General features: G+C 34.2%; 18 protein-coding genes. 11 read left to right on the top strand and 7 right to left on the bottom strand.

Going from position 1 to position 23,504, the window contains the following annotated elements:
• Positions 1–93: 93 nt before the first annotated feature.
• Positions 94–1,200 carry a DUF1015 family protein gene (locus IPI15_RS10075; RefSeq protein WP_287420124.1) on the top strand — a complete coding sequence of 369 codons (1,107 nt, stop codon included), beginning with the start codon at positions 94–96 and terminating at the stop codon, positions 1,198–1,200.
• Between the two features lie 12 nt (positions 1,201–1,212).
• The gene (locus IPI15_RS10070; protein ID WP_287420122.1) at positions 1,213–2,397 is read left to right on the top strand and encodes an amidohydrolase family protein; all 1,185 of its coding nucleotides are present in this window, start codon (positions 1,213–1,215) and stop codon (positions 2,395–2,397) included.
• Between the two features lie 93 nt (positions 2,398–2,490).
• On the opposite strand, the gene IPI15_RS10065 is transcribed toward IPI15_RS10070, so the two are convergent.
• The 3 genes from IPI15_RS10065 to IPI15_RS10055 all read right to left on the bottom strand — a co-directional run bounded on the left by IPI15_RS10065 (position 2,491) and on the right by IPI15_RS10055 (position 5,782).
• A complete protein-coding gene (locus IPI15_RS10065) occupies positions 2,491–3,375 on the bottom strand; it encodes a hypothetical protein (protein WP_287420120.1) in 885 nt (294 codons plus the stop codon).
• Positions 3,376–3,630: 255 nt separating this feature from the next.
• Positions 3,631–5,226: a hypothetical protein gene (locus tag IPI15_RS10060; protein ID WP_287401458.1), complete on the bottom strand. Its 1,596-nt coding sequence runs from the start codon at positions 5,224–5,226 to the stop codon at positions 3,631–3,633.
• A 4-nt stretch (positions 5,227–5,230) separates the two neighbouring features.
• Entirely contained in the window at positions 5,231–5,782 is a 552-nt protein-coding gene (locus IPI15_RS10055; RefSeq protein WP_287401457.1) for an RNA polymerase sigma factor, read from the bottom strand.
• Positions 5,783–5,910: 128 nt separating this feature from the next.
• On the opposite strand from IPI15_RS10055, the gene hisS reads away from it, so the two are divergent.
• Together hisS and IPI15_RS10045 are read left to right on the top strand one after the other, a co-directional pair.
• Entirely contained in the window at positions 5,911–7,251 is a 1,341-nt protein-coding gene (hisS, locus tag IPI15_RS10050) for a histidine--tRNA ligase (protein WP_287420119.1), read from the top strand.
• Positions 7,252–7,388: 137 nt separating this feature from the next.
• A complete protein-coding gene (locus IPI15_RS10045) occupies positions 7,389–8,852 on the top strand; it encodes a lytic transglycosylase domain-containing protein (protein ID WP_287420117.1) in 1,464 nt (487 codons plus the stop codon).
• A 75-nt stretch (positions 8,853–8,927) separates the two neighbouring features.
• Here the strand turns inward: IPI15_RS10045 and IPI15_RS10040 are convergent, their stop codons facing one another.
• Positions 8,928–9,365, bottom strand: a complete 438-nt coding sequence (locus tag IPI15_RS10040) for an Hsp20/alpha crystallin family protein (protein ID WP_287420115.1) — start codon at positions 9,363–9,365, stop codon at positions 8,928–8,930.
• Positions 9,366–9,375: 10 nt separating this feature from the next.
• Positions 9,376–9,771 carry an Hsp20 family protein gene (locus IPI15_RS10035; protein WP_287420113.1) on the bottom strand — a complete coding sequence of 132 codons (396 nt, stop codon included), beginning with the start codon at positions 9,769–9,771 and terminating at the stop codon, positions 9,376–9,378.
• A 224-nt stretch (positions 9,772–9,995) separates the two neighbouring features.
• On the opposite strand from IPI15_RS10035, the gene IPI15_RS10030 reads away from it, so the two are divergent.
• The 4 genes from IPI15_RS10030 (at position 9,996) to IPI15_RS10015 (ending at position 15,912) form a co-directional block, all read left to right on the top strand.
• Positions 9,996–10,328, top strand: coding sequence for an Mpo1-like protein (locus IPI15_RS10030; RefSeq protein WP_287401452.1), 333 nt, complete (start codon positions 9,996–9,998; stop codon positions 10,326–10,328).
• 243 nt (positions 10,329–10,571) lie between these two features.
• Positions 10,572–11,351, top strand: coding sequence for a T9SS type A sorting domain-containing protein (locus IPI15_RS10025; RefSeq protein ID WP_287420111.1), 780 nt, complete (start codon positions 10,572–10,574; stop codon positions 11,349–11,351).
• A gap of 198 nt (positions 11,352–11,549) precedes the next feature.
• On the top strand, positions 11,550–15,473 hold the full coding sequence (locus IPI15_RS10020; protein WP_287420109.1) for a T9SS type B sorting domain-containing protein: 3,924 nt from the start codon (positions 11,550–11,552) through the stop codon (positions 15,471–15,473).
• Position 15,474: 1 nt separating this feature from the next.
• Positions 15,475–15,912 (top strand): GNAT family N-acetyltransferase, encoded by a 438-nt coding sequence (locus IPI15_RS10015; RefSeq protein WP_287401449.1) that lies wholly within the window; start codon positions 15,475–15,477, stop codon positions 15,910–15,912.
• A 397-nt stretch (positions 15,913–16,309) separates the two neighbouring features.
• On the opposite strand, the gene IPI15_RS10010 is transcribed toward IPI15_RS10015, so the two are convergent.
• Positions 16,310–17,977, bottom strand: a complete 1,668-nt coding sequence (locus IPI15_RS10010; RefSeq protein ID WP_287401448.1) for a S8 family peptidase — start codon at positions 17,975–17,977, stop codon at positions 16,310–16,312.
• Between the two features lie 246 nt (positions 17,978–18,223).
• Between IPI15_RS10010 and IPI15_RS10005 the strand changes: the two genes are divergently transcribed.
• Genes IPI15_RS10005 through IPI15_RS09995 form a run of 3 tightly spaced genes read left to right on the top strand, consistent with a single transcriptional unit; the run spans position 18,224 to position 22,139 of the window.
• Positions 18,224–19,084, top strand: coding sequence for a DUF6089 family protein (locus tag IPI15_RS10005; protein WP_287401447.1), 861 nt, complete (start codon positions 18,224–18,226; stop codon positions 19,082–19,084).
• 47 nt (positions 19,085–19,131) lie between these two features.
• Positions 19,132–21,036: a RecQ family ATP-dependent DNA helicase gene (locus IPI15_RS10000; protein WP_287420107.1), complete on the top strand. Its 1,905-nt coding sequence runs from the start codon at positions 19,132–19,134 to the stop codon at positions 21,034–21,036.
• A complete protein-coding gene (locus IPI15_RS09995) occupies positions 21,033–22,139 on the top strand; it encodes a glycosyltransferase (protein ID WP_287420105.1) in 1,107 nt (368 codons plus the stop codon). The genes IPI15_RS10000 and IPI15_RS09995 overlap by 4 nt, the downstream gene beginning before the upstream one ends.
• On the opposite strand, the gene IPI15_RS09990 is transcribed toward IPI15_RS09995, so the two are convergent.
• The gene (locus tag IPI15_RS09990) at positions 22,129–23,499 is read right to left on the bottom strand and encodes a phospholipase D-like domain-containing protein (protein WP_287420104.1); all 1,371 of its coding nucleotides are present in this window, start codon (positions 23,497–23,499) and stop codon (positions 22,129–22,131) included. The genes IPI15_RS09995 and IPI15_RS09990 overlap by 11 nt on opposite strands.
• Between the last annotated feature and the right edge of the window lie 5 nt (positions 23,500–23,504).

Raw genomic sequence — 23,504 nt, 5'->3', positions numbered from 1 at the left:
TTTTATTTACTAAAATCAAATTTTAAAGCAATTAAATTGTGCAATATTTCAATTAATATTGTGTTCGAATATGGAAATTATAAAACGTAAATAATGCATATTAAAACTTTCCTTGCAGTTTATCCTGATACTTCTGTCATTGACAATATTGATGATTTTACAGATAATGTGCGTAACAGCTTTCAGGATGAAGATATGGAAAGGAAACTCAAACGGAGTGAGGTGCCTCATTTTGTGCTTTACAATATCGAAGGAAAAGCTTTGAGCTCAAAAGGGTTAATTTGTTTGACTAATATTCAGGATTATCGTGATGGCAATATATTGAGACACGAAAAGACTCTGGAAGAAAAAGAACTCGAGCAAATTAAATTAATTTCAGTGAGAAAATCTATGGTTAAGCCTGTGCTTCTTGCTTATCCCTCGCATGAAGTCTTTGACGACTACCTGGAGACTTTGAAAACTGACAATAATTTAGTACAGCATTTCCATTTTGATGATAAAGACGAAAAACATACTTTCTGGACTGTTTCAGATCCTAAGTCTATTGAGCACATCACTACTTTCTTTGAAAATGAATTAAAGCGTGTTTACATAGCGGACGGTCACCACCGACTCTCGACTTTTTCAAGATATGGCAATGAATCTGGTTCAGAGATCGGCGATTACGTTTTGTCTGTATACATTCCATTTAGTGGATTGCAGATTCATCCTTTCAATAGAATAATAAGCCTTTCTGATAATTGGGATTGGGATTTAATGATGAAAAAACTCAAAGGATATTGTTTTGTTGAAAAGATAAAAAAGCCTTTCACTCCAAAGTTTAAATTTAATTTCTTAATGACATCTGGTAGTAACATCTATTCATGTGTCTGGAAACCTTCTTTGCTTGAGAAATATAAAGATGAGCCATTAGTTTTAGATACAGCACTAATCAATGCGGTACTTTTTAAGGACCTATTCGAAATGAAGGATGTAAGAACAGATGATCGTATAAAATATGTGGAAGGCTACAAAGGGTGGGAAGGTTTTTATAAATCTTTCAAAAAAGCAGGTAACAATGTTGGCTTTTACCTTTATCCTATTGATTTTGAAGATTTTCAAAAAGTCTCTGATCTGGGGCTCACATTGCCTCCAAAGAGTACGTGGTTTGAACCTAGAATACGGAATGGTCTTGTGATTCATGATCTTAGGCTGTCATAATAGCTATATCTGATGATTAGAAAGATTTCTGCTGATTGGATTATACCTATTTCACATAACCCAATTAAAAATGGGTTGATCACAGTGGATTCTGAAGGTAAAATACTGGAAATTTCTGCTACTTTTGACTCCACCCAGCCAAATATTGAGTATTATAAGGGGGTCATTATTCCAGGCTTTATCAATACGCACTGCCATCTTGAGCTATCCCATATGAAAGGACTTGTGCCAACAGGACTAGGCCTTATTTCTTTTATTAAAGAAGTGGTCAGCAAAAGAAATTTTGAAATTCAAGACATTCTTAATGCAATTCAATTGGCTGATCAGGAAATGTTTGACAATGGTATCATGGCTGTTGGTGACATTAGTAACATGAACCATACCTTCCCTTTCAAATTGAAAAGTAAGTTGCAATACTACACATTTGTTGAGTATTTTGATATGCTGAACCCATCATGGACAGAACGCGTAATTAAACAATACAATCAAGTATATCATGAAGCTCCTTCTGATGGCAGACACAGAAGATCTGCAGTTCCTCACGCTCCTTATTCTGTCACACCTGAATTGTTCGACGCTATCAATCTTTTGAACAATAAACAAAGTGTAGTAAGTCTGCACAATGAAGAGACAACCGCTGAGAATGAATTATTTATGTCAAAATCTGGAGGATTTGTTGATTTTTACAATACGCTGGGGAATGAGCTCGATCATTTTAATCCTATTGGTCATTCTTCAATCCATTATTCCCTGGATCACATGGATCTCAATTTAAGAACTTTGTTGGTGCATAATACTACGATGTGCCAGGAGGATATAGTATTTGCACGAAGTAAGCTTAAAGAGGTTTATTGGTGTACTTGTCCTAATGCTAATATGTACATAGAGGGTAAATTGCCTGAATATCAGAATTTTATTTCTAATGATTGTAAGATGACTGTTGGTACTGATAGTCTGACTTCCAATTGGCAACTTAGCATTCTTGAGGAATTAAAGACTATTGAACAGCACTATCCGGATATTGAAGTATTTGAGCTTTTAAAGTGGGCTACACTTAATGGAGCCAAGGCTTTAGGCTTTGATGAGAATCTTGGAAGTCTTGAAGTTGGCAAATCTCCGGGAATTGTATTACTGGAGGATTCAATAGAAGGAGCGCATGTTATCCTTAAAAATAGTAAAGTTAAAAGACTTTTATAAAAAAAGCCTTCGACTAAATTAAAGTCGAAGGCTTAATTAAAAGATTTCATTTTAGAAATGAATGATCGCTTAGAACATCCCTTTCAAAATTGGTTAATTTTTAATTTCAAATTCAGAATAATCAACATTTGAACCTGAACCACCTTGATTCATGCCATCATCAACTACTGATTTTACTCTGATTAAGAAATAATCTTCTCCTTTTTTCACAACATACACATCACCAACGACCAATTTCGCAACTGCTAAATCACTACTACTTTCAAAAGCAACCTTCACATCAAGTATGCCAATAGAAAAATTCCAAACAGCTTTATCTACCTTTCTAATGACACTTCCATCATAGTTAGTAATTGAGCCTTTCCAAGGGTATGTTGGATTTGTAGTTCCAACTAAATCATTCCCTGCATCAAGGATGTGAGCTCCCGGCCAAGTATTGTTATCAGTGTTTTTTGCTACTGCCTTACCTGTAGATAGATTCAATCCACTCGCCAAAGGTCCTGCAAAGTTGTAAAGCTTTTCAGAAGTAATTGTAGTAAGACCTCTCACTTTAATTTCAACAGAAACTTGGTCAGTCTTTTGATTTGCATCAGTAACAGTGAACAGATAAGTATAAGTACCTGTAACTGTTGGCAAATCAAGTGTAAACTCTTTAGTAAATCCTTGTTGATCAGCACCCAATATTGCTACAGTGCTCGAAGCTACTGCATCACCACCCAATTCAAATCTTGAAGGATCAAGATTCACACCGTTTTCTTTAACATTCAATGATGATATGTTACCGACCCCTTTTACAGCCTTTAAAGTAATTGTAAGCTCATTATTAGGGTCCTGATCCACTTTTTCATCGAAATTATGAGTCTCTGTAAGTGGAGACGTCAAGTCTATGGGGTCTTTAATGTCATCACCACAGCTTACCATAAAGATAGATGTTGTCGCTAACAACAATAGATTCCAAAATCCAAATATTTTTTTCATACTTTTTGTTTTAATTAAAAAAATGTGTTTTAGTTATTAAATAGTTTTATATTAATCATTATTACGGCTTAACAATCATTTGACCATTAAAGTGCAAAGTTAGTATCAGAAAAACAAAAAAGTATTATAATTAACAAATTAATGATAAACTTTTAAGTATTAACTTCAATTTTTTGAAAGGGGATGTCTTATTATTAGACTTTGTAAAAAGATGCTTCGATTACCTAAACGTAATAAATTAATGATTAGTTTGCTTTAATATAAATTTTCGAATAATAATTTTTTGAAACCGAGGGTTACCGATCTCTCTGAAAACCTGTGATTATTAATTCCTATGCCTTTTTCGAAGGGATTTATTTGTTGGGAAATATCAAATGTAATTTTACTTGAATTAGTGATTTTTGCTTCAAACCCAAGTGATCCATGAATGCCTAAGAAACTATTTGTGCTAAGTTTTCCAGAATTTATTATTCCATCTTCGTTTTTTTGGTCCGGATAGCCAGATAATGGAGCAGCCAGTTGATCACCTTTTGGCAATCTGTTTGCGTTTTCAACGATTGGTTTGTATGTTGCCGCAGCTACAATTGTTACATCAGGGCCGACCTTAAAATAAGGTACAAATCTGTTCGAAGGGAAAAAGTCCTTCTTTATACTCAAAGGAATATTAATAAAATGTGCAATTTCATTCTGCGGACCTTCAAAGCCAAAATTCTTACAAGAATAACTAAGACCTGTCTCCAAATTGACAAAATCATTTTTAACTTCCACATTGAATGCAAGAATTGTACTCTGGACTTTTTGAGTTGAAACTAATTTGCCTTTATCCGAATACGTTGGCGTCCTTATTAAGTCGAATGCACGCCCTATCCTGAATCCAATCCAAATGGCTGACAATAATTTTTTGCCGTCACTTTGATTAAATGGAATTGAAGTGTAGTTTGGATAGTTTTCACTGGCATAAATTGAACGCGGTTGAATATCGCTATTATGCAATTTGTTAAAAATTAGAGAATTATCTTCATTTGATATGTTTCTCATGACATTCAAACCTTGTGTCAGCGGATTAGATTGAATCGCGAAACCATTATTTTTTAAGTAGTAGTTGATGGATGGTTCTATTATATCATTTCGTTTTTCTCTTAATTCGTTATAAACAACATTTATATTATTCAAAACAGACATATTTGAATTAGTATTTTGAACCATCAAGTTGTCTGGATCAGCTGGTGCGCTAGCTACTCTATCATTTGTTTGAACTTTTACATTTTTGGATAGATCTTTAGAATAATATTTATCCTGAATTCGTGTGTTAGTCACTAATGAAGAAACTTGTGCATTTGTATTTGGTTGATCAATACTTGCTCTATCGACTTGTTTTGATGGAACTGTTTGTTTTGATTTCTCATTACTTGTCTGTAGTAAAGGTGTGTACATATATAATAAGAGCAAAATAATTGACATTAATATTGCTTCAATTATCTTGGAAGGGATGAGGTTTTTGTTTCTGAGGTTGGATTGAGATAAGGCACTTTCAAGTGTTGATAGGGCTCGAGAATCTGGCTTCAATCTGTTTGCTTGAAGCGTGTTCCTTATTTGGCTATCAAATTCGTTTTCTATTAGATGTGTGTGGGTATCCCAATGGTTCTTGAATGCTAGCCATTCATTTCCAATTATCGGAGTGTTAATGTTTGATAAAGATCTACTAATTGCCTGGTCAAAGAAATGACTTTCTCGTGCGGCATTCATTTTTGATGCCCTTGAAAATTTATTCCACGCATTATCTGGTTGGCCGATAAAGACATTTTCTAATTTGTCTTTAAATATTTGATCAAAAAGTTCTTCGTTGTTCATGCTACTATCGATGAGTTCTTCTTAAAATATCCTGCAATTTGTATCTGGCTTTAACTAGATTCGATCGTGAAGTACTTTCGGTGATACCTAAATGGCCACCGATTTCTTTGTGAGAAAATCCTTCAATGGCATATAATACGAAAACAGTTCTATAGGTGGGGCTAAGCAGTTGAATACTATTTAGGATCTCTTGTTCTGAGTATTTGCTTACTGCATCAGCATCGAGTGAGTGATTACCATAGACCTGATCTATATCTTCCGTTTTACGTCGCACCATCTTTCTGTAATGATCTATGCAGCTATTGACCATGACCCGATGCAACCATGATGGTAGTGAAGTTCCAATTTGAAATTTTGAAAAATTATTAATCACCTTGATAAAACCATCGTGTAAAAGGTCTTGGGCGTCATTTTCATTCGCCGCGAACCTCAAGCAAATGGACATCATCAACCTGTAATAATCTTCATAAACTTTGCGAATCGCCCATTCCTCCTGCCTAACACAAGCTGTGATGAGGTCTCTTTCGTGATAATCCAATGGGAACGATATATCCATGATTCAATTTATTCTCTCAGTAATAGATGTTAATACAAACGCATTTATTACATTATTTGCTGCTTGGAAGGTAGATATTTTTCCATGAATTCTGCTACATTTGCGTCTATAATCTAAATCAGAATAGCTTGAAGCCAACATTACCAAAAGGTACACGTGATTTTTTACCCTTGGATATTAGAAAAAGGGACTATATTTTTAATATAATTAAAAACCAATTTCATTTATTTGGATTTGATTCTATAGAAACTCCAGCCATGGAAAGTCTTGAAACATTATCAGGAAATTATGGAGATGAAGGCGATAGGCTGCTTTTCAAAGTACTTAATAATGGAGATTTTCTAAAAGATGTACCTGAGGAAATATTAGGCTCAAAGAATAGCAATAAAGCCATAACTCACCTATCTAAAAGAGGATTAAGGTACGACTTGACTGTTCCTTTTGCGCGATTTATAGTGATGAACAGACAGCATATTAAGTTTCCCTTCAAACGTTCAGCGATTCAACCTGTTTGGAGAGCAGATCGACCGCAAAGAGGTCGTTACCAGGAATTTTATCAATGTGATGCAGATGTGGCGGGTAGTTCTTCACTTTTTTATGAATCTGAATTGATCAGATTGTACGATGAGGTATTCGATCAGCTTTCTCTACCCGTGACAATCAGGTGGAACAATAGGAAAATTCTTTATGGAATTGCTGAAAGTGCCGGACTAAAAGATCATTTTAATTTGATTACGATTATTATCGACAAGCTTGACAAGATTGGGAATGATGGAGTGGTCAAAGAGCTTGAATCACAAGCATTTGATTCCAAAGATGTCTCCAAATTGATGGATATGATCTCGACTACAACACTTCCAGAACTAAAAGCTAAGATGCAGTCTGAACAGGGCCATCTTGGAATTTCTGAAATGGAAAGGGTTTTATCATTTCTTGATTCAAATGGATTGAAAAATGAGCTTTTGTTCGACGCAACACTTGCTCGGGGTCTGGGCTATTATACAGGATGTATTTTTGAGGTAAAGGCTAAGGACGCCAATATGGGGAGCATCGGTGGTGGTGGAAGATACGATAATCTAACTGAGATTTTTGGCATGAAAGATGTGTCAGGTGTTGGTATTTCATTTGGCGTGGAAAGAATATACGATCTGATTGAAGAAAAAAAGCTTTTCCCGGAATCCGTCCTTGGTTCAAAGAATACCTTGATCGCATGCTTAGACATAGACTCATTCGGGTATGCTATTAAAATTCAAAATATGCTTAGGAAACTCAATATTGCTTGCGAATTATATCCTGAACCTGTTAAGTTACAAAAGCAGATGACCTATGCAAATGAACTTGGATATGCACATGTCGCAATAATCGGAGAAGAAGAGTCGAGACAAAATAAAATTAATTTAAAAGACATGAAAACAGGCCAACAAAGTCTTTTAAGTTTCACAGAACTAGCTGAAATTATATGTCAATAATGATACATATGAGTAGTTTATATATGTTAATGTGCTGTGTTTTTTTTTAATATATAGTGCTAAAGTGAGGAATAGTGCTAATTTTGCGATTGCAATACGTTGCTAAGAAACCTTATTTATTAACTAAAGTACTGACAATGAAATTAAAAATTTTCATTGTACTGGCAGTTTTTTGCATAAGTACATTGCCAAAGTTGGCTCATACCAACAAAACTTTCATCAATACTGAAGCATCACCTTCGGACGAAGATGAAAATGAATTTGACGAAAGTCTGATTAAAGTTAGACTCAGGAAATTAAATTCTGCGATTGATATCAGATATACACCGGAAGTAAAAAAGTTTTTACAGACATACGTCAAATCTTACCGCACTACATCGGAACATTTATTAGGAAGGGCCACCATGTACTTCCCTTTTTTCGACCAAGCACTCAATAAATACAACCTTCCTGTAGAACTTAAGATGATTTCTGTCATCGAATCCTCATTAAATCCAAATGCAATTTCTCCAGCCGGCGCTATAGGATTATGGCAATTCATGCCGGGAACAGCAAGAGATATGGGTCTTAATTTCAATAGCGTAGTTGATGAAAGAAGAGATCCGAATAAATCTGCAGAGGCTGCAGCCCGCTTCTTAGCGAGACTTTATGATCAATTTGGCGATTGGGGTTTAGCATTAGCTGCCTACAATTGCGGACCCAATAGAGTCCTTAATGCAATAAAATCTGCTGGCGGGGAAAAAGATTTCTGGACTATCAGAAAATATCTGCCACGTGAAACTCAAAATTATGTTCCGAAATTTATAGCGATTAACTATATATTTAATTACTATACGAAGCATAAGTTAAAGCCTACATTTCCTGAACTTGATTTACAGATCACTGAAATTTCCAGCTTATATAGTAAAGTGGATTTAAGAGCTTTGTCCAACAGGTTGAACGTTCCTTACGAAGTGATGAAAGCCCTCAATCCAATGTATCGACAAGGTTATATTCCTGCCTCTGAGAATGCAATGAATATCATTTTGCCATTGAGGTCGATGAATAATTTTAGAAATACTCAGCCTGCTCTTGATAAGTCCTCTCATCCATTGAATGAAATGATTCTTACTTCCAACCCTTCAGATGATAGTGAGTACGTCGAGCTAGTTTACACCGTATCTAAGGGTGAACGACTTGAGGATATTGCCGTTAATGCACGAGTATCTAATTCGCTCATTAAATTTTGGAATGGAATGAGTAATAATTCAATTAAAGAAGGGCAAACATTAAAACTGTATGCTTTTAAAAATCAACAAGTCGGACTTCTCACAAAACAAACTGTAGTTCAGCCATTGAGTGAGCAGTTCGTTCAAGTGAAATCGATGATGGAAGATGGCAATTTTATTAATACTTCATTAGCTAATGTTTCTGATGATGAAGAAGTTGTCGAATATATCATGCACAGACTTGGTGAAAAGGAATCTATAGCCGATGTTGCCGATCAGTATAATGACGTCACTATCGAAAATATTATAGATTATAATAAAATCACAAAGGATAATTTACCAATGCCAGGTGATATGATTCGAGTAAAAATAAAAGCTAAAATATCAAAGTAAAAATTTAATTCTTTGGAAGATAAATACAAAAGCCCGATCAATTTTGACCGGGCTTTTGTGTTTTAAAACGCGATTTTAGGCTATTTCTATTTTCTTTCTACTATCAACTATATTTGCTTTCGCAAGAGTGATAGAAAGAATACCGTTGACATAAGTTGCAATCAAATTATCTTTTGAAATATTTTTATCCAATTGAAATCTACGTGTAAATTTCTCAAATGAAAATTCTTTTTTTAGATATGTTGGATTCAACATGTCAATTTGCTCAGTAGATTTTTTCCGATCCACTTTAATTGTTAAAGTATTGTCTTCAATACTTATATCAAACTGATCTTTTTCCAGACCTGGTGCTGATAATTCTATAATATAGCTTTCTCCAGTAGATTTCACGTTGTGCTGGGGGACATCTATAATGCTATCATTAGACCAGAAGTTGTTAAGTCCCTGGTTGAAAAAACTATCTACATTTTTGTATGGGCGAAATGAATATCCTGGCTTAATATAATTTTCCATTATTTGATTTTTAAATTATTGCAATGTTTTTTACTTCTTTTTGAGCTTCAGTCTTCAAACCTAGATTTATTCTGAGCAATCCATTTTCAACTTTAGCATCAATGTTTTCATTATCAATTGTGTCTGATAATTTGAAGCTAATTTCAAATGGTTGCTTGGTAAATCCCTTATGAATAAATTGCTCCTTAGTTTCTTTTTCTACTTCATATTTACCAGTGATCTTGAGGTTGCCTTCTTCCAGGATTATCTCTAATTCTTCTTTACTAAAGCCGGGCACTGCTATTTCTAAATTATAGCCTTTTTGACTCTTTGAAATATTGGACGCAGGGATAGATGTAGTTTTTGATTGTGTTGATGTTGGTATAGATCCAGTCATCATAGGTCGATAGAAATGCATTTTGTTCATGTTAAGATGTTTTATATTTTATATTATTGCTATTGCAAGCAATATTCCAAAGTCATTTTCGGAGATTTTATCTGCTGAAATTGCATCTACAAACAAATAATGCGCCATTGTGGCGCGAATAGAAAAGTGTCAATGCCAAATTGGCGCAATTGGCAATTATATTCAATCAAAAGCTTCGAAAGTTCACGATTAATATTTAGATTTGTCAACTTAATGAACTTTTCATGGATAGAAAATACACATCACTCAAAGAATTTTATCCTTATTATCTGACTGAACACAGCAACAGGACAAGTAGGATATTGCATTTCATTGGAACATCATTATTCATTACCACTCTTTTTTATTGTTTTTTTACCAAACAATGGAATTGGTTTATAATCGGCCCATTGATGGCGTATTCTTTTGCTTGGGTAGGACATTTCTTTTTTGAAAAAAACAAACCGGCTACATTTAAATACCCTTTTTTAAGTTTGGCAAGCGATTTTATAATGCTGTTTCACTTTTTAACTGGCCAACTAACAGCCAAAAGACAAGCAGCAGAAAAGCAATCCTAATCGTCTTTATTTTTATTAAGCATTTTCTTTCCTGATTTTTTATATGTATTACAATAAAATGTAATGTATATATTAATAATTTGCTTACATTTGCGTATATATAGACGCTTATTTGATTTTAATGGATTTCATTTACTCTATAAATGATGTCTTTGGATTGATACTTTATATGTCAGAACTATTGGACAAAATTTATAGAATAAATTAAAATTCGATTTTTTAATAACAACAATTATAATTATTATGAACAAATTTTTAATGCTGCTTCTCTTGGCTATTGCAGGCATATCCAATAAGGTTGATGCGCAGGTCGACTCAATTCATTTCCAGTTTCAGGACACCTTACTTAAAGCAGGAACTGAACATACTTTTCTGATTACCGTCAGAGAAGATATTAGTGAGATGTTAGGTTTTCAGTTTTGTATTCAGTTTGATGAGCAAAACATAAATTTTAAACAAATTGGTACTATCTATGTGCCCGATTGGACAGATAATAGTATTAATCCATTTCCACTTGGTAATACTGATCTGATTGCATCTGTTTTTGATGCTGTTCAACAACCATATTTTGGAAAAAATTTATTGGAATTAGAATTTACTGTAATTCATGATTGCAGGGTTAGAGATGTAATAAGAGTATTATCTGCTTATAGATTTAAAGCCGACGAATCTTTTAATTATTCAGAAATGTTTTTTGATCCTGAGACATTACCAATCGCCACTGAATATCTACCCTTTAATATGCTGAACAACAAAAGTATTGACATTGTAAATGCTAATGTTTATCCCAATCCCTCAAATGGTAAAGTTAAACTTGATTTTCAGAATGATTCTTTTCAGAAGGCAGATTTAGTAATTTATGACACTAACGGAAAGGAAATTAAACGTTCAAAAGTAACAGTAAATGCTGGTCAAAACAATATCGAGCTTAATAGAGATCAGTTTGGAGCTGCAGGGAATTACGTGGTTAAAATCGAATTGGATAAGAAAATAATTAGTTCGAGAGTGACTATCATTAATTGATAGATTCAGGTATATAAGGAAAAAAGCAGTTTGATGATCAGACTGCTTTTTTTTTGGCTTTGGCTTATTTGCCTTGAAAAATTGTATTTCTAATTTTGCTTACAAGATGCAACTGTTCCTAATAGTCAAAGCCATGATTATCATTGACTTGGATTTTATATGTATATTTGTACTTTAATCCCATCAACACAGGAAAAGGTGAAGTACTTTCTACTTATCTTTATAAGTCTGCTTTTTCATTTATCAGGATTTGGACAATGCAAATTCGAAATAAATAACACTATTCCGGTAGGTGCTGATTTTTTTGTTCAAGGTAGTGTTAATGGTTTGATAAATAATGACCTTGCATCCCCGTTGCAGGGATTATGTGGTATTGAAATTAATTTTGAACACGATTTTATTGGTAATCTACGAATTGAATTAATCTCTCCTAACGGTCAAAGTATTTCTTTAATTGGACCAACTCAAATTGGCAACTTCACGAATGGGACAGAATGGGATATTCAAATGAATCCATGCTCAGACCTTGTTTCTCCCGATGGTGGGTTCCCAAATACATGGTCAAATGGAGCCTCATGGACGATAGGTGCAAACTATACGGGTTCATATTATCCGTATTCAGGATGTCTTGAGGATTTTGATTCGGGCAGCGCTAATGGTATATGGCAATTACATATTATTAATGGCGTATTTTATGATGGTTTGATCAAAAGTTTTACGCTCAAATTCTGTGATCCAACAGGCATTAGCTGCTTACCTTGTGATTCTAAGGCGGGAATCATGGCAGTTAATGATGTAAAATATTGTAAAAATGACACCGGTTTGGGCTTGTTTATACCATCAATAAATTTTCCATTAGGAGAAGCAGATGTTTTATATTACGATTACAAATACGTAATTATTTTAAATGGTATAATTATTGAGATTACAGCTACACCTGATTGGACTTTGCTATCTGAAGGGATTTATGAGATTTATGGAATTTCATATTTAAAAAGTTATGATCCAATCATCCAAACTTATATAGGAAATAATTTTGGGAATCTCCAAACACTTATTGCTTCTACTTCTATCTGCGGACAATTGACACCAGATTCACTTTCCTTTACTATTAATAATTTTTATGACCTTCCTTTAAAGGATCTTGTCATATGCAAAAATGATACATTGACCATTGGACAGAAAAAGTATACCAGTACTCAATTAATAAGAGATACTCTTTCTACGATCCACGGCTGCGATAGCATTGTCAACATAAATTTGATTGTAGCAGCGCTAAATGTCGATATATTGACGGATACTATTGATTGTATCAATAAAATTGTAAAATTAGACACTTCAAATTTTATTTCAAATATTAATACATTTCAAATTTTAGGTTATTCTTGGAAGGATGAAGCGGGCAACATTATTTCTAATAATGGGTCAGTAGATGTTACTGTTAGTGGCGATTATAGTTTGGTGATCACCGCATTATTCGGATCACTAGTCTGTAGTTATAGTTTCGATGCCCCTGTAGTAGAGCAAATGACAGTTCCTATGCCCCCAGTTCTTTTACCTGTAAATCCATGTAATGGGATGGAATCAATTTTTATTGTTTCGTCAGACACACTTCGCAATGATTTGCATTGGACCTTTCAGGGTAATCCAAATGTTATTTTTAAAGGAGATACAGCATTTGCTACCTGGACTTCAACAGGGAATTATCAAGTATGTGCATTTGGCACCAATCAATGCGGGTCTTCTGATACTGTATGCCAAACAATCATAGTTAATCCTAACCCTGGTTTTATATTCAAATTCGATTCATTAACATGCGATGGTTCATTTGCGATAAATTTGTTAGGCTCTAGTGCATCTCTTTCCTGGAATGGTGACATACAAGAAATAAATTATGTAGTTAATGCAGACGGCACTTCGGTTAACGGTTTTTTACTACCAGGTATTAACACCACCACTATTAAATACTCTGGATCTATAGGTGGTTGTGACGCAAATGGGGAATTGGATATAATGTTGCTCGATCCGCCCATTATTTCTGGAATCAAGGACACTGTGATTTGTGGACCATCAGATATAAGTTTTGATATCAATTATAATTACAACGTAGGGACTTTGTATTATACGTGGAATGGCATCCAATCTATTCTTCCTTTAAGTGGAATGGGTGGAATTTTACAAATTCAGGTAATTCAGAGTGGCACTTTGGTTATAGATAGTCTGACCACTCTTTTCCGGACATGCGATATTAACGCTGCTCAATCCTTTAACATAGTTCTGAATAATCCACCATTTGCTGTCATAGAGGATACTATCTCGCTTTGTAATACCTTTAACTCAAATGGAGTTCCCAAATATTTTCTTCCAGATTTCATTCAATCTGGTGATAAGTCAGGTAATTGGAATATTTCGGGATTACCAGGGGTAACGATCTTGAATGACAGTATTGATCTTAGCAAATTACCTACCGGGTATTATTCCATAAATTATTCAACTAATTCTGGCTTAGTGCCATGCTTAGAGAAAAATTATAAAACAATATTAAAAATAATTGATTGCACATGCCCTGTACCAGCAGATATTTCACCTTCTCTTTATAACCTTTCTATTTGTAGTAATTATGGAATCATCGATCTTGACTCATTGTTTAAGCCTCAAGTGAGTGTTTTGTGGAATATTTTGGATGCTACTGGAACAGTTGTTCCTCTTCCCTCCCATTTCTTTGACACAAATAATAATGGACAAAATCCTCAGAAATTTGTGTTAAAAACTACAAGTGATTGGTTTGGTCAATGCGCAGATTCGCTAATTCTTACATTGAATATTGATCAGGCAAAATATGCTGGGGATGATAATTCATTGAACTTTTGTATTGAAGACCGAACTAAAATAGGTCTTGATACTATTTTAAGTAACGTCCTTAACGCTGGCAATTGGTATGCTTTTCCCCAAAGTTTCCCCGGTATCATTCAAGCTTTTAATCCAAGTAAAAGAGAACTGGATATTAGTAAGCTCGGCAGTGGATCACTTGTAATGTTCAGTGTAGCGCGTAGCAATAATGTTTGTAAAAATGATACTGCAAGATTGGATATTCTTATTAATAGAAAACCTAAGATTGAAGTCACAGGTTCTGCTTTTCTTGATTGCACAACCATGGAAACAGAGTTGTTTTTGAATGGAAGAAATATTAACGATTATTTAGTTTCATGGTCATTCAATAACAATGTTTTCTACACATCAAATGCAAGAGATTCTCAATTCGTAGATCAAACAGGAAATTATTATTTTTATGTAGAAGACAATCAAACAGGATGTCTTGATACTAGCATATTCATTGTGAACAATGCAGCAGATTCTATTAAAGAAGCTGATTATGATATTGTGATTGATTGCACTGACCATACTGGAGATTTATTTATTAACACTGTTACAGGTGGAAGTCCTCCATTCAGTTATTCTATTGATTCAAATACATTCATCACATACGCACAGTTTTATGATTTGGAATCAGGTATGCATAGCATTGAAATACTGGATTCAAAAAACTGTAACTATGAATTTTCTTTCGAAGTAGCTAATACAACATCTAACATTTTGGAATTAGGTCCTGACATATATATAACAATTGGTGATACTGTTAATTATGAAATTCCTTTTTCAAAAGAGCTAATTGATAGTATAATAGTCAGTATTGATGGTTTTACTACTGAAATTGGGACACAAAAGTTTGAAATATTTCCTAGTAAGACTGAATTTTTATCAGTATGGCTCACTGATATATATGGATGCGAATACGAAGATGAGCTTACCATTTTTGTGGATAATGAGATTGATATCTTCGTGCCTAATATTTTCTCGCCCAATGGAGATGGAATAAATGACCGCTTTTATATACCAAAGCATCCTCAAATTGAAAAGATCATTGAATTCAAAATATTTGATCGTTGGGGCAATAATGTTTTTGGGGCAAATCAGTTCTATCCGGGGGAAGAGTCCATAGGATGGGATGGATTGTTCAATGGAAGACCTATGGATCCAGCAGTTTTTGTTTATTTCATTCGTTATTCGACATCCGATGGGGCAATGAACTTTAAAAAAGGTAGTTTTACTTTAATCAGATAATATGGAATTTCAACTTATAGAAATCGTTTTTGGCAGTCCTGAATATGATGACACTGTCTGGTTGAGGACAGAAGTCCTAAGGAAACCTTTAAATATGGAATTTAAAGCTGAGGATCTCGCACTAGAATATGACCAATATCATTTTGGCTTATATGATAATGGCAATAATCTTAGAGCGTGTCTGATTTTGAAGGAAGTTGATCAAAATATTGTAAAAATGAGGCAGGTGGCCGTATCTCCAGCACTTCAAGGTAAAGGACTGGGAAAGATTATGGTCACCAAGGTTGAATTATGGATAAAATATAAAGGATATAAAAAAATTGTTCTCTCAGCAAGAGATACGGCTGTTGCCTTTTACTTATCAATGGATTATAGTATAGATGGTGGAATATTTGAAGAAGTGGGTATTCCTCATCAGTCAATGTTCAAGATTTTTTAATTCCACAATATCTTGAATATGAATAAAATATAAATTCTACAGTTAAAAATAATGTTTTTTATAGAATAAAAATATTCTAATCGGTCACTTTTTAAAACTCCAAATACACTTGTTTGTAATAGGGTAAATTACTCACCTTTTCAAGGTGTTAGCTAAAGTAAAATGATACTTGATTTATCCTAGAGTTAGCAGTTATGTTTTTTATATAAGAGTTCAACGGTATTTATTGAAGACAAGTATTGATTGAATTATTAAAGCATTTGTGAAAACTAATTATAACTCGTTTCTAATGTGATTTTAAGTGTGTGTATTTTTTTGAGACCACTTGGTCTCCAATAAAAAACCGAACGGTGTTAAAGCCGTTCGGTTTTGTTGTATTAGAAGCAGGAAATAAATTTTACGACCTACCTGCCATATTAATTGCCTTTCCGGTTTTCTTAGATGCAAGTTTGACTGCCTCATAAGCATCCACATAACCACCTGTAGCACTCAATTCACTAAAAGGTACAAGTTCATCAGAACCGGGTCTTTTGACTTTTATATCCATCTTTTTGGAAGATTTTAATAAGATATCTTTAGTGTCCTTGGCTGAAAGCGTTGGAAAGTAAGATCTTAACATTGCAGCGACACCGGCTACTACTGGTGAAGCCATACTAGTACCATTTGCATTTTTGTACTGTTGAGTTGGAATGGTAGAATAAATATCAACTCCAGGAGCAAAAATATCAACATTTTTTTTGCCATAATTAGAAAACTCAGCTGCCATATCTTCTCCACCGTGCCAGTCCATCGCACCTACTTCGATCCAGTTTGCTGCGACTTTTTTGCTTGGTTTTCCTTTTTTGTTATATACATCATTAGGATAGTTCTCTGTTGAATCATTATTTTCAGAAGAGTTTCCGGCAGCGTGAACAAGTAATACATCTTTTTTCTCTGCATATTTTACAGCTTCATCGACATATTTTTTGCCTGGTGAATATCCTTTACCAAAGCTCATATTAATTACCTTAGCTCCATTATCTACTGCATATCTGATAGCGTTTGCTATATCTTTATCTCTTTCATCACCGTCAGGTACAGCTCTTACGCTCATGATAAGCGCATTGTCAGCGATCCCTCTGATTCCTATTTTATTATTTCTATCAGCAGCAATAATGCCGGATACATGAGTGCCATGAAAGGCATCAGGACCTTGAACATCGTTATTGCCATAATATCTCTCGTTATAGTCCGCATAATTGTCACCAACTATCTCTTTCCTTGAATCAAAATCAGTATTGTAAGAGTATTCTACTTGATCTTTAAAGTGCTTAATCCCTTCACTTAGTTCATCATCTACAAATATCATGATAGAATCCATGTTGGTCGTAGGTACCTGACCGGAACCGAGGATCTGAGACATGATCATCTTACCCATGGCAAGTTGTTGATCTTCGCCTTCTTCAATAGCATTTACATTTTCTAAGGTTGCTTTTTTTCTTCCAAGAGCTGTTTGAACAGCTTTTAATGGACCCATGATCATATTTTGAGTGGATTCAATCTGTGCAAGATTGGCCTCAGCTGAAGCCTTCTTTGTTTCAATATCTGCTTTCAGTTTACGATAGGTTTCGTAATCTTTTTTATCCTTCTTACTGATTTTTGTTGAATCTGCATTTTTGAATCTTGGCATTAATGAAACATATACTCTGGTAGCTTCATAAGAATCTACTCCTACATTCTTACCATTAGGTCCGCCAATAAAATTCCAACCATGGATATCATCTATGTAGCCATTTTTATCATCATCAATGCCATTATTCGGTATTTCACCTTTGTTGACCCACATACGAGAAGCAAGATCTTCATGATCCGCTTCGACGCCACTATCTATGACAGCAACTATGACCGGAACACTAGGTATTCCATTTAATAATTCTTTATAAGCTTTGTCTGCACTAGTTCCTCTTACTTTACTATCGGAGAAATCTGAGGTGAACCAATTTTCAGGGGCCACTTCTTGGGCTTGAATATTTGCTAAGAATAAGAAATTACAAATTAATAAAAAAAATAAAATCGATTTTTTCATGCGTATTTTAATGTTATGGTTTTTTAATAATAATTAACTTAATGAATCTTGTAATATCAAATACAAAATATAGAACGTTATTATAACGGCAAAAATAACAATCTCATGTTGTCTTCAACCCTTTTTTCTTCTAATTGGCCTTTTTATCAGATTAATTATAATTAAATTACATTTGATGACATTTCATTACCTTTGCTCTGCATTAAACCCTTCCAGATTACTTAAAGAATAAAAAAATATTATATCTTGAAGATATTTAGATTATTTATAATATCAATTCTTATTTACCCTCAAATCGCTTCTGCACAATTTTTTGAAATTGGTCTTGGTATCGGTGGTTCTGTATACTATGGTGATCTAAGTCCGGATGAAGCGGCAGATAATTTTAAACTAGTCAGACCGGCTTTAGGTGTATTTGCTTCTCACCATTTTAACGATAGAGTGGCATTCCAATTGGGTATTCAAAATTTTACACTTGCAGGTGATGACAAAATCAATTCTAAGGAAAATCTAAAATACAGAAATCTCTCCTTTAGATCTAATGTATGGGAAATCGCATTAAAAGGGGAATTTTATATATTGCCTTTTGATCCAGAACGGATGGAACTTCCTATTAGCATATACGTGAGTTCGGGTATTGCTGGATTTTTTCACAATCCAAAAGCTTTCTTTGCTGGTACTTATCATGCACTTCAACCATTGAGTACGGAAGGTCAGGGACTCTCCTCATTTCCTGAAAGAAAACCATATAAATTGGCTCAGATCGCCATACCTGCTATACTAGGACTAAAATATAATGTCAGCCCCACCATTAGTTTGTTCATAGAATTCGGACCTAGATTTACATTTACAGATTATCTTGATGATGTGAGCTCTACTTATGCTGTGGGTGATGAACTTAGAGAAGAGCGAGGAGACCTTGCATTCAACCTTTCTGACCGGAGAATACTACCTGATGGGGAACCAAAAAAATACGAAGATCGAGCTCAAAGGGGTAATCCTAAATCAAATGACATGTATTTCGCAGGTCTTTTGGGTGTATCTGTTGCGCTGGATGACATTCTTGGGAACACATTCGGTCATAGAGTTAAATGCCCTAAATTTTAGCCCTTCGATTTTTTTAAGTTTAGTATCTTCATTCCAAATACCGGATTGTGTCCAAAGCTCTTGAAGTACTTAAACATTATTGGAATTATAACAGCTTCAGGCCACTGCAAGATGCTATCATTGATAATGTGTTGCAGGGTGAAGATACATTTGTTTTAATGCCAACTGGTGGTGGTAAGTCTCTATGTTTTCAGGTTCCGGCTTTAATCCTCGATGGTATTACACTTGTGATAAGTCCTTTGATTTCATTAATAAAGGATCAGGTAGGAAGACTAAAAAAAATGCACATTCAGGCAGAAGGCCTTTATAGTGGAATGCATGTTAAAAACATCCACAGAATCCTTGGTAATTGTACTTCAGGTAAAATAAAAATGTTGTACTTATCTCCTGAGCGTCTCTCTTCACCTCTTTTTCTTGAATACCTGGACCGATTAAATGTTTCCATGATAGTGGTTGATGAAGCACATTGTATTTCACAATGGGGTTATGATTTCCGCCCTTCTTATCTGAATATATCTACCACAATAAAATCCACAGGAAGACCAATTGTCATGGCTTTGACTGCTTCAGCTACCAAACAGGTAGTTTTGGACATTAGAGAAAATTTAAGTATTAAGAATGCTATATTATTCCAGGTTAGTTTCTTTCGAAATAACCTTACTTATGTGGCGCGGAGGGCTTTAGATAAAAGGAGCGAGATTCTAAATTTGCTAAATAATGTGAAGGGAAGTGGTATTATTTATGTCAGAAGCAGGAGGGCGACATCTGAGGTTTCTACTTATTTAAATACTCATAATGTTTCAGCAGCCAATTATCATGCTGGTTTAAACAGTGATGTTCTTTCCAAAATACAGGATGAATGGATGTCTGGCAAGATCAGGGTAATGGTAGCAACTAGTGCTTTTGGTATGGGAATAGACAAGCCGGATGTTCGCTTTGTGATTCACCTTGCTATTCCATCCAGTATTGAAGAATATTACCAGGAAGCCGGGAGAGGTGGCCGTGATGGGAATAAATCTTATGCAGCCATATTTTACGATGATACTGATATTGACAATTTGCTTGATTCAATAGAATCTTCCTTTCCTTCGGCTGAAGAATTGATAAAAGTATATTTTCAATTAGCAAATTATTTTCAGGTAGGTTCAGGCGAACATTCAGGTGAATTTCAAGACTTCAATATGTATGATTTTTGTAAAAAATATGATTACAAAGTGGTTTGGTTGGTCAAGGCCTTAAAAGAACTTGAAACTCAAAACTACATTCATTTGACGGAAGGTATTTATGTTCCTGACCAGGTCATGATCAATTATAATAAAGTAGAATTGTATGATTTTCAATTAAGAAATCCTGAATATGACAGTTTGATTGAAACATTACTTCGGATGTATGGGGGAATACTTAATATGCCTGTCAAAATTAACATTGGCTTAATTTCTAAAAAAGTTAAAACACAGGAAGTAATTATTCTCAAAATGTTAGAATATCTCGATTTGGCAGGCGTTCTAGATTTTGAAAAGCAAAAAGAAAATCCCCAGATTTCATTCGGGCAATTTAGATATAATGCGCAAGAGTTAAGTTTTAACTTTGAATTACAGCAGTTTTTAAAGCAACGATATAAAGAAAAGGTCCATGCTATCTTAGCTTTTGTAGAAAGTCCGGTATGCCGCAACAGAACTTTACTTGATTATTTTGGGGAAGAGTTTGTTTCAGATTGCGGAATATGTGACATTTGTATTGAGAATAAACAAAATAGGATACCTCAAAAGGAGGTCGATGAATGTATCGAATATGTTATAAACTTTGCAAATGGTGAAGACAATAGCTCTTCAAACCTTGTTAGAGCACCTTTTTTTAAAAAAAATAAAGTATCTGTACAAATTGCACTTCAATTTTTACTCAACGAAAATAAAATCGAATTTGAAAACTATAGAATCAAGATAAAGCATTGAATACCGGTAAATTACATTTTCTTACGTTCGGAGATATACCATATGATCAGCGTATGTTGAGAATATGGTCTTCTCTATACGATGCTGGATACGAAATAGTAATATTTGGAAGGAAACTAACGAGCCAGGATATTTCACACCTTTCTTTTAAAGTAAAAAGATTCACACCGATTTTTGAAAAAGGGTTTCTTGCTTATTTTGAATATAATATAAGAGCCTTTTTCTTCCTTCTTGGCCAAAAATTTACTATTCTTTGCTGCATTGACCTGGATACTTTACCAACTGGTTATTTTTTAAAATTCTTTCGAAAGTATAGATTGGTATATGATGCTCATGAATATTTTACAGAATCACCTGAAATAGTAAATCGACCTTTTCTAAAGAAGTTTTGGGAAGCTGTCGCATTTACATGTATTCCGAAAGCAGATCATTGCTATACAGTCAGTAGGTCTATTGGATTGGAAATGTCTGTAAGATATAAGAAGAACTTTGATCTCATCAGAAATCTACCTAATTTCTCAGAAGATACAATTGAGGAATTAAGCCAAGAGCATCAGTCGTCTTATATCCTGTATCAAGGCGCTATGAACGTTGGAAGAGGATTAGAAAATCTTATCCTTGCAATGGTGGAAGTTCAGGATAAAGAGCTTTGGTTAGCTGGTGAAGGCAATTTATCTGATGCTTTAAAATCGTTGGCATTTGAAAATGGGCTTCAGGACAAAGTAAAATTTCTTGGTAATTTAACTCCGGAAGCATTGAAGTCCGTAACAGAAAAAGCTTGGATAGGGATAAATATCCTCGAATTACTCGGCAAAAGTTATTATTTCTCCTTAGCAAACAAATTTTTCGATTATATCCAATGTGGCATTCCTCAGATCTGCATTGATTTTCCTGAATACAAGACGCTCAATGATGAATATGAAATAGCCATAATGATTCCAGATACTAAAGTTTCAAATATTGTAACAGCAATTAACAAATTAAAATATTATCCTAAATTATATCAAAAACTTAGAAGTAACTGCTATAATGCATCTTCAGAGCTAAATTGGAACAAGGAATCAGTTAAACTTCTCGATATTTACAATAATCTTACAACTTGATAATTTTTTGTGTTTTTTCAAATTTGTCGGACGTAAGTAGTTTTATGAAATAGATTCCTTTTGGCAAAGCTTTTATATCTATTTCGAAGTTTAACGATTGAGTTATATTTTCATTCTTTTTGAATAAAACAGGAAGCCCTGCTTCATTGTATACAATTATTGAGATTGGACCATTTGGTATTCTGTCCAATTCTATATGAACATAATCAGCAGCCAAACTTGGAAACATTTTCATTTCTAATTGTTCCTGCTCATGAGTAGCTATAAGATTACAATCCCATGGTGCAAGTTCACAATATCTACTATTAAATTCAGCTGCATATAATTTAGCCAAATTCATATCATGGATGAACAGGGTAGTCTCATCATTGATATTATTAGCAGAATAAGTCCAGTTGTGACTTCCCGTAATAACCACCGGATCTGAATCCGCATATTCTGCATCGATCACTGCATATTTATGATGTAAAAGACTGGAAGGAGTATGGTCTAAGACATCGACACCATTCTGCTGCATGTATTGCAGCTTTCCGAATGAACCACCATTATTATCAGTAATGCCTCTGACAAGGATACCTTCATTTTTCTTCTGGACGATTCTTGAAGACAAAAGATCTGATGTGAAGGTATAAATGGCAAACCTGATATTAAATTGTGCAGATAATAGGATCTCATCTATATGTTCTTCTGTATGATCTGAAGGTGAGAAATAAAGTTCGATTGGAATACCTACTATCATAAAATGATGAGGAGTATTGTCTGTTTTATCTTCACCTGATTTGGGATTATTCCCTGGAATAGGGCCGGAAGAATCCCACATTTCTTCAAACTCGATAGTAAATGCTTGAGCAAGGTCTGTATTTTTTATAAATAAAATGTTGTTAGCATCATCATTGAATCCATTGTTTGTAAAATTTGATGATCCAATCATTAAATTAGCATCAGTGGTGTTGGCGTCAGCTATGATAAACTTGCTGTGCATGATGCCTTCTCCTGGATTGGCGTATAGAATTTTAAAATTTACGCTTCCGTTAATTGCACTATTTGATGTTTCTTGATCCGCTATATACCTTACTCTTACACCTCTTGTCTGTGCGCTCTTTAAAGCACTTACTATATTATTATCAGAGTTGTTATACATGCACAAATCGATCGTATTCTTTGCCTCATTTATTTGCCTTAGGATCCTTTCTTTTAGTATTGGCCCTCCTGTTTTATAAGGATAATTGGATTCGCTCTGATATCTTTGGGTAATTGATTGTGTAAAATAAACCTCGATATAATCTGAACCAAAATTCTGACCAGAACCATCCAAAGTATTGAAGATGAGAAAAATAAGAATAAAGAAATTATTTTTCATTTGCC

The sequence above is a fragment of the Candidatus Brachybacter algidus genome (assembly GCF_016707225.1).
Lineage (GTDB): Bacteria > Bacteroidota > Bacteroidia > Chitinophagales > Saprospiraceae > Parvibacillus > Parvibacillus algidus.
The sequence above is the reverse complement of the archived record's forward strand: the minus strand, read 5'-3'. Positions and strand labels throughout refer to the sequence as shown.

Excerpts from the sequence above, each read along its gene's own strand:
- IPI15_RS10075 (WP_287420124.1), top strand. The coding sequence starts at position 94 with ATGCATATTAAAACTTTCCTTGCAGTTTATCCTGATACTTCTGTCATT.
- IPI15_RS10070 (WP_287420122.1), top strand. The coding sequence starts at position 1,213 with ATGATTAGAAAGATTTCTGCTGATTGGATTATACCTATTTCACATAAC.
- IPI15_RS10065 (WP_287420120.1), bottom strand. The coding sequence starts at position 3,375 with ATGAAAAAAATATTTGGATTTTGGAATCTATTGTTGTTAGCGACAACA.
- IPI15_RS10060 (WP_287401458.1), bottom strand. The coding sequence starts at position 5,226 with ATGAACAACGAAGAACTTTTTGATCAAATATTTAAAGACAAATTAGAA.
- IPI15_RS10055 (WP_287401457.1), bottom strand. The coding sequence starts at position 5,782 with ATGGATATATCGTTCCCATTGGATTATCACGAAAGAGACCTCATCACA.
- IPI15_RS10045 (WP_287420117.1), top strand. The coding sequence starts at position 7,389 with ATGAAATTAAAAATTTTCATTGTACTGGCAGTTTTTTGCATAAGTACA.
- IPI15_RS10040 (WP_287420115.1), bottom strand. The coding sequence starts at position 9,365 with ATGGAAAATTATATTAAGCCAGGATATTCATTTCGCCCATACAAAAAT.
- IPI15_RS10035 (WP_287420113.1), bottom strand. The coding sequence starts at position 9,771 with ATGAACAAAATGCATTTCTATCGACCTATGATGACTGGATCTATACCA.
- IPI15_RS10030 (WP_287401452.1), top strand. The coding sequence starts at position 9,996 with ATGGATAGAAAATACACATCACTCAAAGAATTTTATCCTTATTATCTG.
- IPI15_RS10025 (WP_287420111.1), top strand. The coding sequence starts at position 10,572 with ATGAACAAATTTTTAATGCTGCTTCTCTTGGCTATTGCAGGCATATCC.
- IPI15_RS10015 (WP_287401449.1), top strand. The coding sequence starts at position 15,475 with ATGGAATTTCAACTTATAGAAATCGTTTTTGGCAGTCCTGAATATGAT.
- IPI15_RS10010 (WP_287401448.1), bottom strand. The coding sequence starts at position 17,977 with ATGAAAAAATCGATTTTATTTTTTTTATTAATTTGTAATTTCTTATTC.
- IPI15_RS09990 (WP_287420104.1), bottom strand. The coding sequence starts at position 23,499 with ATGAAAAATAATTTCTTTATTCTTATTTTTCTCATCTTCAATACTTTG.